This is a genomic window from Paenibacillus sp. TAF43_2 (assembly GCF_052113545.1).
GTDB lineage: Bacteria > Bacillota > Bacilli > Paenibacillales > Paenibacillaceae > Pristimantibacillus.
Window position 1 is genome coordinate 18473 of record NZ_JBFRDK010000015.1, and the last position, 14303, is coordinate 32775.

Genomic DNA, 14303 nt, shown 5'->3' on the forward strand with positions numbered 1-14303 from the left:
ATTATTGTACCGGAGGATATGCCATGGGGAGCAAGGTTAGAGTAGGTTTAGTTTACGGGGGGAAATCGGGAGAGCATGAGGTCTCTTTGCAAACGGCTTACGCTGTAATGGGTGAATTTGACTACAGCAAATATGAAATCAAGCCTTTTTATATTACGAAGCAAGGCGAATGGAAAACGGGAGCCGTTTTGCATAACCGACCAAGCAGTGTAGAAGATCTACGCAACACAACAGACGAGGCTGAGGAAAATGGCTTTGCTCTTGCTCCATTATTTCAAGGCTTGAATAGAAGCTCAAAAACTACTGGCGATGAGCCGCGCATTGATGTGATTTTTCCTTTGCTGCACGGAACATTTGGTGAAGATGGTACCATTCAAGGGCTGTTCGAAATGGCGAACATTCCTTACGTCGGAGCGGGTGTTCTCGCTTCTGCCGTTGGGATGGACAAGATTCTAATGAAAAAAGTATTTGCGCAAGAAGGCTTGCCGCAATGCGTTTTCCGGTACTTCAACCGTACACAGTGGGAAAGAGACGCATCTTTCTTCATCATGGAATGCGAGGTTTCACTAGGCTATCCATGCTTTATTAAGCCAGCCAACCTAGGTTCTAGTGTAGGCGTATCCAAAGCGAAAAACCGTGAAGAGCTTATTAATGCTATCAACTATGCGTTCCGTTTTGACCGCAAGGTTATTGTTGAAGAGTTCGTGGATGCCCGCGAGATCGAAGTAAGCGTGCTTGGCAATGATGATGCAAAAGCATCCTTACCTGGCGAGATTGCGCCTTCTAACGAATTTTACGACTACAAAGCCAAATACATCGATGGAAAATCGACTATGCAGATTCCGGCTCATTTGTCGCCTGAGCTTACAGAATCCGTTCGCGAAATGGCCGTTCGTGCATTTCAATCCATTGATGGCTCAGGATTATCACGCGTAGATTTTTTCCTTCGCAAAAGCGACAATCAGCTTTTTATCAACGAAGTCAACACATTGCCAGGTTTCACACCGATCAGTATGTATCCACTTATGTGGAAAGAAACCGGCATTCCATATAAAGAATTGTTAGACACCTTAATTTCCTTAGCTCTTTCCCGCCACGCGGAGAAGCAGCGGATAGATTTTACAGGTGAAGCATCACAATCGTAAGATATATTTCTAACGATCTCTAACTTGTTATAATTTCTATAACTTTCTTAACTTTCTATAACTGTCTGTACACATATGAAAAAAAGATATAGGGAAAAATTTCTTTTATTATTTACTTTGGGGTGCTTGTAACCTTATCTTTGCATCCAAGGTAAACAGGTAAAAGATCTTTTTTCCTTCTTAAAATAGACAAGTTGTTCATTAAATGCACCAAAAGTAAAGCGTGTCCCGCAGGGACGAAAGCGATCCATCGCAAAAGTAGAAAGCACGCGCAGTGTAACTTCTAGGTTAGTTCAGTTGCGGGTGTCCAGAGGGTGCAACCCTCGGGGCCCTCCCTTGGAAGGGAGGGTTTGGGTGGGTTCGAAAAGCTTGGGAAGCTCGGAAAGTTCGAAAGGCTTGCATTGTTCGTTAAGATTGAATAGCCTAAAGGTTAAAAAAGTTTAAAAGGGTTAAAGGTTTATTCTTTAAACGCACCAAAAGTAAAGCGTGTCCCGCAGGGACGAAAGCGATCCCCCGCAAAAGTGGAAAGCGCGCGCAGTGTAACTTTTAGATTAGTTCAGTTGCGGGTGTCCAGAGGGTGCAACCCTTTGGGGCCCTCCCTTGGAAGGGAGGGTTTGGTTGGGTTCGAAAAGCTTGAAAAGGGTTTAAGGGTTTGATATTAATTTTTTTAAGGGTTTGATATTAATGATTTAAGGGTTTGATATTAATATTTTAAAGGTTTGATATGTTGATATTAATGTTATAAATTTTTGAAAAAAGCCTTTAAAGGTTTGGTAGTAAAGTCCTTTGAAGGCACGGTAGAAATTTCACTGAAAGGAGGGAAACAATATGGGTTTTGCAACTGAGTTTAATTCTGTGTGCAAATTTAAGTCCGAACAAGAGCTCTATGAATTGTTGGAGTATGGTCGGGGCAAAATGGTCAAGAGCGGCTTTCGCGTATTTCCAACTGGCCAAAAGGTGATTGCTTATACACCAGCCAATGAAGCGATTGCGATTGTCCGCATTTTAGCTTCTATCGCCGAAATTAATTTTCAAGGCGAAGAAGTGACACAAGTGGAGATGGAGCTCGTGAGAAAATTGACTGAGGAAGAATCAAAAGTTCAAACGGCGCTTGCTTTTGAAATGTTTTTTGGAGAGAGGGCCTAATCGATGATTGTCAGATTAGGTTTTGTCGCTATGAGCTTGCAGGTTGAGAATGCATCGCCTTCAAGAACGATGACGTTTGCAAACTTCTCGAAGCTGAACGACCGCGAGGCAGGGATTCGGAAGCTGGAAAGAATAGCAGAGGAAAATTTGCGCAGTACGCTGCGGATTTTGAAGCATTGCAAAGCCAGCGACATTCAAATGTATCGCTTTTCGTCAAAGCTTATACCCCTTGCTACTCATGAGGACTTATTGGACTGGAATCCATTTGAAGCGCTAGCGCCAGCATTTCAGGAAGTTGGCGAGTTCGTGCAGAAGCACGGAATAAGAGTATCCTTTCATCCGGATCATTTCTGCGTGTTCAGCACGCCTAGACCGGAGGTGCTCGCGAAATCAGAGCTGGATTTGCTCAATCATATTCTTATGCTAGAGGCAATGGGGCTTGATGAAGCGACAAAATGCAATATACATATCGGTGGAGCATATGGAGACAAGGTTGTAGCTGGTGAACGTTTTGTTCGCCAGTTCAGCTCCTTGTCTCCTCGCTTTAAACATCGAATTACGCTTGAAAATGATGATAAAACGTTCAATGTTAGGGAAACGCTAGAGGCAGCTGAGCAGGTTGAGGTTCCGATGGTGCTCGACATTCACCATCATGCCGTTAATGCAGGCGACATCTCAGATGACGAATTATATGAGCATTTATGGCCGCGAATTGTTCGAACATGGGATAAAGAGCGAGAGCGGCTGGGCCTTGCTAGTACAAGCCAGCTCCCTCCCAAAATTCACGCTTCCAGTCCAAAAAGCTTATCTGACCCGCGTGGTCATGCAGATTATGTGGAAGCGGAGCCGCTTGTACAGTTTTTGCGTCATGCAGCTAGAAATACCGAATATTTGGATTGCATGCTTGAAGCCAAAAGCAAGGACGAGGCTTTGATGAAGCTGATAGAAGACTTAAGGCAACTGGAAGCAAGCGCAGAAGGCATCAAGGTGTTGGATGGCGGCCGCGTAGAAATTACTGCTGATTAGCAGCAAAATAACACCGTCAGGGCTTGCCTTGGCGGTGTTATTATATAGCGGAAGCTTTCGAATAGATGCATCATTATGTAACTGAAAAGGTGAATTCGCATGGAATGGATACTTCTTGTGCTTCTTGGCGTTGTAGCAGCGATGTTTGGCAGTATCGTTGGACTTGGCGGCGGTATCATTATCGTTCCTGTCTTAATGCTCATTGGTCCCACATTAATGGGAGAAGCGATTGGACATGCAACAGCAGTTGGCATATCATTAACGGTATTAGTCGTTACGGCACTTGCATCTACGCTGAGCTATGCCAAACGCAAAATCGTTGATTTCCGCAGCGGCTGGATATTTTTTGTGACCAGCGGGCCTGCAGCAATGATTGGCTCCGCGCTTACAGGAAAGCTGCCTGCAGGCGTATTCCAGCTTGTATTTGGTATTTTCATGCTGCTGATGGCATCATTATTAATTGCTCGTGACTACATGAAACCGTTTACGAAGCAGTGGCCAATCGTTCGAACGATGACCGATGCATCAGGCGAGGTGCATACGTACAGCTATGGTATTATTCCTGCACTCGGTATCGGTTTTGGCGTAGGTCTCATGTCTGGCTTATTTGGAATCGGAGGCGGGTCGCTGTTTGTCCCCCTTATGGTGCTGTTATTTCGTTTTCCGCCTCATATGGCGACTGCAACGTCAATGTTCGTTATTTTTTTATCATCCATTCTAGGGAGCGGCATGCACGTTTATCTTGGTGAAACAGATTGGCTGCTCGTGCTTGCATTAGTGCCTGGAGCTTGGATCGGCGGAAAGCTGGGTGCGGCAATTGCTGTGAAAATGAGCGGCAAGGGCTTGCTTTGGCTGCTTAGAGTGACGCTTCTTCTGCTTGCTGGTCAATTAATCATTGAAGGCTTGCGTTCATTTTGATATGGTTGGAGTAATCATGCGAAACTTGGTAAAAGCATCAAACGTAGTAGACCTTAACATGGATAGAAATGTTCGTGAATTTACATAGAGGGAAGAGTGATGGATCGTGAATGATCAGAACAGTACTTCCGTCGTTGGCGGTAAAAGCTTTACTGCTGTCGCAATTAATTGTGCGTCGAAAGCAGGAGAATGGATTAAGACGAAGCTTGGCAACTTTGCAAGCCTTGATATAAAGTATTCCTCGCATGATCTTGTTACGGAAATTGATAAAGGTTCCGAGCGTTTAATAAAAAATCTAGTGATGACTCATTTTCCCCATCATTCGTTTTTGGGAGAGGAAGGCGTAGAGCCTGGGCCGGAAGCGTCAACGCGCGCGCTGGAGAACATCCGTGACGCTGAATATTTATGGATTGTTGATCCTATTGATGGCACAACGAACTTTGTTCACGGATTTCCTTTTTTCTGTGTATCCATTGCCTTGGCGCATAACGGCGAGGTTATCGTCGGCGTGGTCTATGACCCGATGAAGGATGAATTGTTTGTAGCCGAAAAAGGCAAGGGAGCATACGTGCATGGAAAACGGATGCAGGTATCCAAGGAGGATACGCTGCGCGGCAGCTTGGTTGCAACAGGTCTTCCGGCCGACCATCATTATGCGCTGCCTCTAAATTTGAAAGGCATTCAAGCAGTAGCCCCGCAGGTTCGCAATCTCCGTATAGCAGGCTCTGCTGCTATGCATATGGCCTATGTGGCGGCAGGACGCTTGAGCGGGTTTTGGGAGATTGGACTGAATAGCTGGGATCTGGCTGCCGGCTCGCTGCTCGTTCAGGAATCGGGAGGTATTGTGACGAGTACAGTTGGCAAGCCTTACGAATTGGGAACACGCAATATCGTTGCGTCTAATGGCCACATTCAGCAGGAGCTTATCTCGGCGCTTGCCGAAGCGAAAGCAAACGAATAAACGCAATAGACAGCGTGTACACAAACACCAAAAAAAGCAGCCAGGCTTATAAATAGCCGAGGCTGCTTTTATTTATGAAATTAAACTCGGCTGTTCCAAGCCTCTGCAAGCAGCTCGCTGTTAATGCCTACAGCAGCCAAGGATCCCATCGAAGCCGCCGTAATGGCTTGATACATCTCCGTCGCTGCATCACCAGCGCCATAAATACCTGGAATGTTTGTTTTCCCAAACATATCAACAACAACAGTCCCTGCTTCAGTGACCTTGCAGCCTAATGTTTGCGGCAAGTCTGAGCCTGCAGCAAGCTTTGGTGCAAAGAAAATTCCTGTACACGGAACAATGGTACCGTCCTCCAGCACAATTTGCTTCACCATGCCATCGCTAGAATCAATACGCAGGATAGGTGAGTTAAAGGTAGGAACGTTATGCAGCTTAAGCTCCTCACGCTGCTCATCGGTCCATTCATCAGGACCATCGGTGCAAATGGTAATTTGGCTTGTCCAACCCGACAGCATTTTGGCAGAGTGCAGCGCTCTATCGCCTTTGACAATCAAGACAAGCGGTTGGTCTCTTAATTCCCAGCCATCACAATAAGGGCAGACGAAGGCGCTTTTGCCATATACTTCAGACAGTCCATTAATATCGAGAGGGAGGTCTTTCATTCCTGCTGCAAATAGCAGCTTTTTGCTATGATAGATTTGTCCTTGTGCAGTCGTAATTTGAAAATGGCCATCGGTTCCAGTGATCGACACTGCAGCATCCTCTACAAAACGAACCGTAGGATATGCGCTAATCTGCTCCTTTGCGACTCGTCGAAACTCGCCTGGACTAATGCCGTCTCTGGTAAGAAAACCGTGAGTTTCGCGAGTAACTCGGTTGCGCGGACGCCCTTCATCAATAACAACTACGCTTTTTCTTGCTCTGCCTAGTACAAGTGCAGCACTCAAGCCTGCAGGTCCCCCGCCAATAATTGCTGCATCGATCATTTGTTCCATGTTAAACATCCTCTCTCGAATGGCTAATTTTATATTTTTCGCAGAAAGAGTAGTGAGATTTGTTTATTTCACGGTTTGTGTTAATGGATTGAAGGCAGCAGAGTCTACCACCCACTGGATCGTATGCTGCTGAAGGTACTGCTGCATATGACGTTCAGCGCCAATCATCACTTTTTTTACAAGACATCCCTTATTTTCTGAATGGTCAGTGGACTCCGGCTTTAAATCTTCAGCTTCAAAAAATAAATGATGATGCTGATCGTCAATATTAAAGCACTCATATAAAGGATGTCGTCCCTCAATAACTTGAATGACATCAAAAAATGTAATTTGATCTGCAGCTCTAGCAAGCTCGTAGCCGCCGCTTGCACCCGTCACAGCACGTACGATGCCGTCCTGCCGCAGCTTGGACATAATCTTGGATAAGTAGCTCTCTGAAACTCCGAGAGAAGAAGATAAATCTTTAATACCTATGTTCTGGCCGCGCTCAGCATGGGCTAAGTGAATTAAAGCATGAAGTGCATATCCGATACTTTTTGAATATTGCATAGGGTACACTCACCCTCCTTTGATACTTATAATCAATCATTATGGATCCACGATATCCATTATAGACAAYGCGACTCCATAATGCAATGATGTATTACAAATACTTATATTTGCAAGGATTTACAGTGTGTTTTGTCGAATGAAATAGCATGGAAGTACTGGAGATAAGCCAGGAGGAGTGAGCGATGGTGACAGTGAACAAACGAATTGCTGCGATGATGATGACAACATTATGTTTAGGCATGCTTGTTGCATGCGAGCCGAATGAAACGTCGTCAACAAATACAAAAGTAAATGAAGCGACGGATAAGCCTGAGAAAACGATGGCAATTGATGAAAGCACTGAGCCTTTAGAGCAAGAAGAGCAAGACGAAGCTTACACCGTACTTGCGAAGGAGCTTCGAGTGCCTTGGGTCATTGCTTTTGACGAGGATATTATTTATATAAGCGAGCGCGAAGGAAATATTGTGAAGGTGGATGGCGATGCGACGACACGTCAAGCGGTTCATTTGCTCAAAAGTGTACATGACCGCGGAGAAGGCGGATTTTTAGGTTTCTTGCTTGCTCCGGATTTTGCACAGTCTCGAGAGGCCTACGCGTATCATACGTACGAAGAAAATGGTCGTGTGATGAACAGAGTCGTGCTTATTAAACAAAATGGCGGGCAATGGGATGAGGTCAGGGCACTTCTCGAGGGCATTCCTGGTGCTGCGAATCACGATGGCGGACGGCTGGCGATTGGGCCCGACAAGCTGCTTTATGTAACAACGGGAGATGCACAGCAGCCGGAGCTGGCACAGGATCGTAACAGCCTTGCAGGAAAAATCTTGCGAATGACGTTAGATGGCAAGGTGCCAGCGGACAATCCGTTTTCCGGCTCCTATGTGTATTCTTATGGACACCGCAATCCTCAAGGGCTTGTTTGGAATAGTGAAGGTGTGCTGTTTAATACAGAGCATGGCCCTTCGGGAGATCCTGGCGGACATGATGAGATTAATAAAATTGCAGCGGGCGGCAATTACGGCTGGCCTGCGATTTATGGCAGCGCTGCGCAGGAAGGGATGATAACGCCTATTTATCATACCGGCGAAGATGCGATTGCGCCCTCTGGCGCGACAATCGATGAGAACAATCGAATATGGATTGCTGCTTTGGTAGGCGAGGCGCTTTATCGCTATGACCCTGCATCCAAAAACATGGAAACGGTATTCGAAGGTGAAGGAAGACTTCGTGACGTAAAGATAAAGGACGGACGTATTTATGTCATCACGAATAATACCGATGGGCGCGGTAACCCGTCACCATCGGATGATAGATTGCTTATAGTAAAGCAGGTGAAATAAAAAAAGCTCAGGAGCCTATTTCAGCTCCTGAGCTTTTTTGCATTATAACATAACTACACTGCGAAGCTTATATATTACAGGTTAGTAAAAGCATAATTAATGGCTTTAATCGTTTCATCAATGTCCGCCTCGGTATGGGCTGTCGTAAAGAACCAAGCCTCATATTTGGATGGTGCAAGATTGATGCCTTGATCCAGCATGAGCTTGAAAAATCTGCCGAACAGCTCGCCGTCCGTATCCTGCGCTTCATCATAATTCGTAATCGGATGATCGCAGAAATGAGCGGAGAAGGAGCCGCGAATTTGGTTAATTGTGAGCGGGATGCCATGCTGCTTGGCAGCGGCGTGCAATCCTGTTGCAAGCTTCGTAGCCAGTGCGTTCATTCTATCGTAAATGCCAGGCTCTTGGAGCAGCTCCAAGCACGCTATGCCTGCTGAGATCGAGGCAGGATTGCCGGCCATCGTACCTGCTTGATAAGCAGGGCCGAGAGGGGCAACTTGCTCCATAATTTCACGGCGTCCGCCGTATGCACCGATTGGAAGGCCGCCGCCGATGATTTTGCCTAATGCGGTTAAATCCGGTTCGATGGCTTGGTGATCAGGGAACGCAACATAGGTCTGCGCTGCTCCGTAATGGAAGCGGAAGGCGCTGATGACCTCGTCGTATATAACTAGCGCTCCAGCTTCGCGAGTGAGCTTGCAAAGCCCCTCTAGGAAGCCTTCATGCGGCATAACCATACCGAAGTTGCCGACAATCGGCTCAACCATAACAGCGGCAGTCTCGTGCCCCCAGCGATCGAGTGCAGCTTTCAGCGCAGGCAGATCATTAAATGGCACGGTGATGACTTCACTAGCGATGCTTGCAGGGACGCCTGCACTGTCTGGAATGCCAAGAGTAGACGGACCAGAGCCTGCTGCGACGAGCACAAGGTCTGAATGGCCGTGATAGCAGCCAGCGAATTTAATGATTTTGGATTTCTTTGTGTAGGCGCGAGCGACACGAATGGTCGTCATGACGGCCTCTGTACCGGAATTGACGAACCGCACCTTGTCGAGAGATGGGATGGCTTCTTTCAGCATACGAGCAAGCTTAATTTCCAGCTCCGTTGGTGTGCCGTATAGCGTACCGTTCTGAGCTGCACGAACGATAGCTTCTGTAATATGCGGGTGAGCATGTCCAGTAATAATAGGGCCATAAGCAGCTAAATAGTCGATATAGCGGTTATCATCGACATCCCAGAAATAAGCGCCCTCGCCACGTTTCATAAATACGGGTGCGCCGCCGCCTACCGCTTTGTAACTGCGGGAAGGACTGTTGACGCCGCCAACAATATGCTGCAGCGCTTCTTCATATAGTTTTTCGGAATTTGGTCGTAGAGTTGTCATGGAAAGCAGCCTCCAATGGGATTCATAGTTGTAAGTCAATTTAAACAAGTTGAGAAAGAGTGTCGTATGATGTGCGGCCGCGGCGCACCTAGAAACAAAATACACGCAACTTGAAGCGCCGTTGCGTGTACATATGTTTACTGCTGTTTATTGCTGCTGTCGCTGCCGCTTGGTGTACTGCTTGGCGAAGCAGTAGGTTCTGGAACGGTGTTGTCTTCTTGCAGCGTCGTTTGTACGAAGGAGCGCAGCTCATCTTCATCTCTAATTCCAATAACAGACGCGCCGCCAACCCGATCCTCCGCGATGAGATCCATCGGCGGTATTTGCGTTGTGCTGGCCACATGGCTTTTGACGCCCAGCTGACCGAGCTTCAGCATATCCGGCACACTAATGTTTGTTTTCACATAAGGCTGAACGCTTTCAAGAATTTTTTTCATTTGGATAATGTTCCATGTCGATTGAAGCTCTTTGGACACCGCCTGTAGGAAATTTCTCTGACGCTCTGTTCTTGTGAAATCGCTCATCGCATCGTGGCGGAAACGAACGTATTGCAGGGCTTTATCGCCGTCAAGCAGCTGGTAGCCTTTTTTGAGATCAATATCGTAGCGATTGCCGTCGGCGTTATCGGTGTAATGCATATCTTTTTCGACATCGAAGTAAATGCCGCCCATTGCGTCAATCAGGCTTTTAAAACCTTCAAAGTCGGTATAAACATAATATTGAATGTCGAGACCAAGGAGGTCTCCAACCGTTTTCATAGCGAGCGGATATTCTCCTAAAGTAAGTGCTGTATTAATACGGCCTTTCCCATGTCCTTCTATGCTGACGTAAGTGTCGCGAAGAACGGAGAATAGATGTGCTTTCTTGGTCACAGGATCAAAGGATGCAACCAATATGGAGTCTGAACGAGCCGCTTGCCCCTCGTCTAGCCCGCGAGCGTCACCGCCGAGCAGCAATATATTAACGCGCTCTTTGCCTTCCCATTCAGGAATAGGTACTGGCGTTGCTTCAGCATCCTCGATAGGAGCCTTTGTTGGCTCTGGATCACTGAACTTATCAAGCGCACTGTAAACACCTACGCTCCAATAAATAACAAACGCTGCTACCACACCAAGAATGACAGAGAGGCTGATATAAATCCTTTTCCATCTTTTTTTCTTCGCCATTTTAGCAGTCTCATTTTTCGATTCTTCAGTCGTCTCTTTATTCGTCTCTTTAGGCATTTCGTTAGACGTGCTCCTTTCAGATATTGCGGAATCGTTTTGAAACAATGAGGGTAGATTTCAATGTAAGCATGAGCAAAGATGGCATAGCGAATGATCCGCTCCCAAAAAAAGAAGTTAGCAGAGCAGTATACGTTAGAAATATAAGAACGCATAAGTATGAGCCTTATTAACAGCTTATATTTCATCAGCAAACAAAAGCTTCGCTGCACAAGGCAAAGACAGTCGTTTACGCTAGGCGTGAACTAATGTATGATTACATATCATAAAATTATAAAGCTGAACGACATGCAGAAGCAAGTTTTATCGTTTTAAGTAAATAAAGATCGCTATTTCCTAGGAAATGTCGAAGTGGAAGGGGCTATAACAACCAGATGTTAGCAATCGATGTAAAGGATTTACGCAAGCAATTCAGCGTGCAAAAAAACCGAGAAGGCCTATCCGGCGCCCTCAAGGACTTGTTTAAACGCGAGTACAACGAGGTAACGGCGGTAAAGGATATTTCATTTCAAATCCCGCAGGGTGAAATTTGCGGGTATATTGGCGAGAATGGAGCCGGAAAATCGACAACCATCAAAATGTTGACCGGTATTTTGGTACCGACCGCAGGCGAGCTCAAAGTAAATGGCTACGTGCCTTTTAAGGATAGAGAGAAGTTTGTTAATGGCATTGGTGTTGTATTCGGACAGCGGTCTCAGCTGTGGTGGGATATAGGCGTTATTGAATCGTTCCAATTACTGCGCAAAGTATACCGGGTTTCGGAGGCGGATTTCCGCAAACGTCTTGACGAGCTTGTTGAGCGGCTGCAGCTTGGCGACTTATTAAATCGTCCTGTACGCAAGCTGAGCCTTGGGCAGCGGATGCGCTGCGAGCTTGTTGCTTCGCTCCTTCACAATCCATCCATTCTTTTTCTCGATGAGCCTACAATTGGTCTGGATATCGTCGTGAAGACAGAAATTCGTGATTTCCTGATGCAAATGAATAAGGAGCAGGGTACGACTATTTTGCTGACGACTCATGATCTCCAGGATATTGAAGCGCTTTGTTCTCGCGTCATTATGCTTGATGATGGCCGCATTATCTATGATGGCGGACTTGAGGATCTGAAGAGCCGTTGGAGCAAAGGACGCGAAATTCAGTTCCAATTTGCAGGGCATACTGCGCTTGCCAAGCTGCAGCAGTTGACGAGCACACTCGATGTAACATGGACGATGGAGAATGAAGTGAGCGCAAAAATGTGGCTCCCGCATGCCGTTAATGTCTCGGATGCATTGGCATGTGTTGTAGGCGGCGTTGAAATTCGCGACATTAAAATTATCGAAACAAACACCGATGACATCGTTCGAAGCATTTATTCCTCTGGCTCTGCGGCAACATCCAAGGAGACGGTTCAATCATGATGAGCGCTTATATCGACTTTATTCGAATACGGTTTATCATGATGCTTGCGTACCGCGTTAATTATTATAGCGGTATCATTATTTATGCGATTAATATCGGCGCTTATTACTTTCTATGGCAGGCGATTTATGGGGACAAGGAGACGCTGGCCGGTTTCACGGTGACCCAAATGACAACCTACGTTGCGGTATCGTGGATGGCTCGTGCTTTTTACTTCAATAACCTGGACCGCGAGATAGCGAATGAAATAAGGGACGGTAGCGTAGCAGTACAGCTTATTAGACCTTATTCCTATTTAGTCGTAAAAATGATGCAAGGTTTTGGAGAAGGCTTGTTCCGAATGCTGCTCTTCATGGTGCCGGGGATGATTATCGTTTGTTTCTTATTTCCTGTTAAATTACCGACAGATCCGATGACCTGGCTCATTTATTTAGTCATGCTGTTCTTTAGCTTTCTTATCAACTCGCAAATTAATATTTTGACCGGCCTATTCGCTTTTTTCGTTGAAAATAACGAAGGCATGATGCGAATGAAACGTGTTATGGTCGATTTGTTTTCTGGCGTAGTTGTGCCGATAGCGTTTTTCCCAGGCTGGCTGTCAGCTATTATGCAGTGGCTGCCATTCCAAGCCATTACGTATTTGCCAAGCTCCGTCTTCACGGGGCGGACGCCTAGCGATCAAATATTGCAGGTGTTTGGCATTCAAGTGCTTTGGTTTGTTGGGCTGCTGGTGCCAATCTGGTTAACGTGGCGCGCCGCTCGCAAGCGGTTGTTCGTGCAAGGGGGATAATAAATATGAGATACGCATCATTATTTTTGGAATACATTAAAAACTACGCGAAGACGCGTCTTACTTATCGTGCTGACTTTTGGATCGAGGTACTTTCCGATTTATTGTTCCAAGGGATGAACCTCATCTTTATTCTGATCGTGTTCCAGCATACGCCGTCGCTTGGCGGCTGGTCTGAGGCAGAGGTCGTTTTCGTATATGGCTTCTTCATGATCCCATATGGCGTGTTCAGCACCTTCTTCAGCATATGGAATTTCAGCGAGCGTTATATTGTGAAGGGCGAGATGGATCGTGTTCTAACACGACCAGCACACAGCCTATATCAGGTGCTGCTCGAAAATGTAGATCCTCCTTCTTTAATCGGTTCCTTCGTTGGGGCTATTATTATGGTGCTATGCTGGACACAGCTCGGTTTGCCTTTCGAGATTCTCGATCTATTTGTGATGATGCTCTTAATTTTAGGCGCAGTGCTGATTTATGCAGGGCTCTACACGGCACTTAGTGCCATTTCCTTTTATTCGGATGCACCGACTGGAATTGTGCCGTTGATGTACAACATTCAAAATTACGGACGTTACCCGGTTAATATCTATAACAAAATGATCCGCTTCGTATTAACATGGCTGCTGCCGTTTGCTTTTGTAGGCGTCATCCCAGCTTCTTATTTTCTTGAGAAGAAGGCGGATGATCTCTCACAGCTCGCGCTCTTAACTCCGGTCATGGGAATTATCGTTTTCACTCTTGGACTGTTGTTATGGAACCATGGCGTGAAGCGATACCGAGGAGCCGGCTCTTAAACGGCTTGGTTTTAATTGAATAGGTGTGCAGCAAAAATGATGGGGGACTAATCATGACACAGCTTCAAGTGGGAGATATGGCACCGGAGTTTGTATTGCCGGCGTCAAATGGAGAAGATGTTTCACTTAGCGATTATCGCGGGAAAAATGTTGTCCTTTACTTTTATCCAAAGGATATGACGACGGCTTGCATACAGGAATCATGTGATTTTCGAGATGCAAACACAGAAATGCTGAAACGAAATACTGTTATTTTGGGGATTAGCCTAGATACGGTAAAGTCTCATCAGCGTTTTATTGAAAAGAAGGAGCTACCTTTTTTGTTGTTAGCTGATATGGAGCATGAGGTGTGCGAGCTGTATGGAGTATGGCAATTAAAGAAGCTTTATGGCAGAGAGTACATGGGTCTTGTCCGATCRACTTTTCTCATCGATGCAGCAGGCAGGCTCGTGCAGGAATGGCGTAAAGTAAGGGTGAAGGGGCATGCAGAGCAGGTACTGGATGCCGTAAAGCAAATGCAGCCGGCTGCTGCTAAATAATTGAAAACAGGACGGAGCAGGAAGTAGCTGCTCCGTCCTGTTTTTTTGTTTTGGACTCTTACAAATTTGTCACCTGAATTGTCAC

General features: G+C 46.1%; 14 protein-coding genes. 10 read left to right on the top strand and 4 right to left on the bottom strand.

What is annotated here, in order from left to right:
* Positions 1-23 precede the first annotated feature (23 nt).
* The 5 genes from AB4Z17_RS05410 (at position 24) to AB4Z17_RS05430 (ending at position 5196) form a co-directional block, all read left to right on the top strand.
* Positions 24-1145 (top strand): D-alanine--D-alanine ligase, encoded by a 1122-nt coding sequence (locus tag AB4Z17_RS05410; protein ID WP_441958597.1) that lies wholly within the window; start codon positions 24-26, stop codon positions 1143-1145.
* An 828-nt stretch (positions 1146-1973) separates the two neighbouring features.
* Complete coding sequence (locus AB4Z17_RS05415) at positions 1974-2291, top strand: hypothetical protein (protein WP_054026471.1); 318 nt, start codon at positions 1974-1976, stop codon at positions 2289-2291.
* A gap of 3 nt (positions 2292-2294) precedes the next feature.
* The gene (gene uvsE / locus AB4Z17_RS05420) at positions 2295-3317 is read left to right on the top strand and encodes a UV DNA damage repair endonuclease UvsE (protein ID WP_441958599.1); all 1023 of its coding nucleotides are present in this window, start codon (positions 2295-2297) and stop codon (positions 3315-3317) included.
* A gap of 99 nt (positions 3318-3416) precedes the next feature.
* On the top strand, positions 3417-4235 hold the full coding sequence (locus AB4Z17_RS05425; protein WP_441958601.1) for a sulfite exporter TauE/SafE family protein: 819 nt from the start codon (positions 3417-3419) through the stop codon (positions 4233-4235).
* Positions 4236-4341: 106 nt separating this feature from the next.
* Positions 4342-5196, top strand: coding sequence for an inositol monophosphatase family protein (locus AB4Z17_RS05430; protein ID WP_441958602.1), 855 nt, complete (start codon positions 4342-4344; stop codon positions 5194-5196).
* 80 nt (positions 5197-5276) lie between these two features.
* Here AB4Z17_RS05430 and AB4Z17_RS05435 read toward each other — a convergent pair whose 3' ends face one another.
* Together AB4Z17_RS05435 and AB4Z17_RS05440 are read right to left on the bottom strand one after the other, a co-directional pair.
* Positions 5277-6191, bottom strand: coding sequence for an NAD(P)/FAD-dependent oxidoreductase (locus tag AB4Z17_RS05435; RefSeq protein ID WP_441958604.1), 915 nt, complete (start codon positions 6189-6191; stop codon positions 5277-5279).
* A 63-nt stretch (positions 6192-6254) separates the two neighbouring features.
* A complete protein-coding gene (locus AB4Z17_RS05440; protein ID WP_441958605.1) occupies positions 6255-6740 on the bottom strand; it encodes an RrF2 family transcriptional regulator in 486 nt (161 codons plus the stop codon).
* A gap of 185 nt (positions 6741-6925) precedes the next feature.
* Here AB4Z17_RS05440 and AB4Z17_RS05445 point away from each other — a divergent pair, with 185 nt between their 5' ends.
* Positions 6926-8083, top strand: coding sequence for a PQQ-dependent sugar dehydrogenase (locus tag AB4Z17_RS05445; protein ID WP_441958607.1), 1158 nt, complete (start codon positions 6926-6928; stop codon positions 8081-8083).
* Between the two features lie 74 nt (positions 8084-8157).
* Here AB4Z17_RS05445 and AB4Z17_RS05450 read toward each other — a convergent pair whose 3' ends face one another.
* Both AB4Z17_RS05450 and AB4Z17_RS05455 read right to left on the bottom strand, forming a co-directional pair.
* Positions 8158-9468, bottom strand: a complete 1311-nt coding sequence (locus AB4Z17_RS05450; RefSeq protein ID WP_441958609.1) for a glutamate-1-semialdehyde 2,1-aminomutase — start codon at positions 9466-9468, stop codon at positions 8158-8160.
* Between the two features lie 137 nt (positions 9469-9605).
* Positions 9606-10691 (bottom strand): LCP family protein, encoded by a 1086-nt coding sequence (locus AB4Z17_RS05455; RefSeq protein WP_372239033.1) that lies wholly within the window; start codon positions 10689-10691, stop codon positions 9606-9608.
* Positions 10692-11065: 374 nt separating this feature from the next.
* Here AB4Z17_RS05455 and AB4Z17_RS05460 point away from each other — a divergent pair, with 374 nt between their 5' ends.
* Genes AB4Z17_RS05460 through bcp form a run of 4 tightly spaced genes read left to right on the top strand, consistent with a single transcriptional unit; the run spans position 11066 to position 14218 of the window.
* Positions 11066-12091: an ABC transporter ATP-binding protein gene (locus AB4Z17_RS05460; RefSeq protein WP_339206887.1), complete on the top strand. Its 1026-nt coding sequence runs from the start codon at positions 11066-11068 to the stop codon at positions 12089-12091.
* On the top strand, positions 12088-12882 hold the full coding sequence (locus AB4Z17_RS05465) for an ABC transporter permease (protein WP_076271138.1): 795 nt from the start codon (positions 12088-12090) through the stop codon (positions 12880-12882). Before AB4Z17_RS05460 ends, AB4Z17_RS05465 begins: the two co-directional genes overlap by 4 nt.
* A gap of 5 nt (positions 12883-12887) precedes the next feature.
* Positions 12888-13679: an ABC transporter permease gene (locus AB4Z17_RS05470; RefSeq protein ID WP_441907974.1), complete on the top strand. Its 792-nt coding sequence runs from the start codon at positions 12888-12890 to the stop codon at positions 13677-13679.
* Positions 13680-13732: 53 nt separating this feature from the next.
* A complete protein-coding gene (gene bcp / locus AB4Z17_RS05475) occupies positions 13733-14218 on the top strand; it encodes a thioredoxin-dependent thiol peroxidase (protein ID WP_441958611.1) in 486 nt (161 codons plus the stop codon).
* The last annotated feature ends 85 nt before the right edge of the window (positions 14219-14303 follow it).

Coding starts and splice junctions, on each gene's coding strand:
- AB4Z17_RS05410 (WP_441958597.1), top strand. CDS start 24: ATGGGGAGCAAGGTTAGAGTAGGTTTAGTTTACGGGGGGAAATCGGGA.
- AB4Z17_RS05415 (WP_054026471.1), top strand. CDS start 1,974: ATGGGTTTTGCAACTGAGTTTAATTCTGTGTGCAAATTTAAGTCCGAA.
- uvsE (WP_441958599.1), top strand. CDS start 2,295: ATGATTGTCAGATTAGGTTTTGTCGCTATGAGCTTGCAGGTTGAGAAT.
- AB4Z17_RS05425 (WP_441958601.1), top strand. CDS start 3,417: ATGGAATGGATACTTCTTGTGCTTCTTGGCGTTGTAGCAGCGATGTTT.
- AB4Z17_RS05435 (WP_441958604.1), bottom strand. CDS start 6,191: ATGGAACAAATGATCGATGCAGCAATTATTGGCGGGGGACCTGCAGGC.
- AB4Z17_RS05440 (WP_441958605.1), bottom strand. CDS start 6,740: ATGCAATATTCAAAAAGTATCGGATATGCACTTCATGCTTTAATTCAC.
- AB4Z17_RS05445 (WP_441958607.1), top strand. CDS start 6,926: ATGGTGACAGTGAACAAACGAATTGCTGCGATGATGATGACAACATTA.
- AB4Z17_RS05450 (WP_441958609.1), bottom strand. CDS start 9,468: ATGACAACTCTACGACCAAATTCCGAAAAACTATATGAAGAAGCGCTG.
- AB4Z17_RS05455 (WP_372239033.1), bottom strand. CDS start 10,691: ATGCCTAAAGAGACGAATAAAGAGACGACTGAAGAATCGAAAAATGAG.
- AB4Z17_RS05460 (WP_339206887.1), top strand. CDS start 11,066: ATGTTAGCAATCGATGTAAAGGATTTACGCAAGCAATTCAGCGTGCAA.
- AB4Z17_RS05465 (WP_076271138.1), top strand. CDS start 12,088: ATGATGAGCGCTTATATCGACTTTATTCGAATACGGTTTATCATGATG.
- AB4Z17_RS05470 (WP_441907974.1), top strand. CDS start 12,888: ATGAGATACGCATCATTATTTTTGGAATACATTAAAAACTACGCGAAG.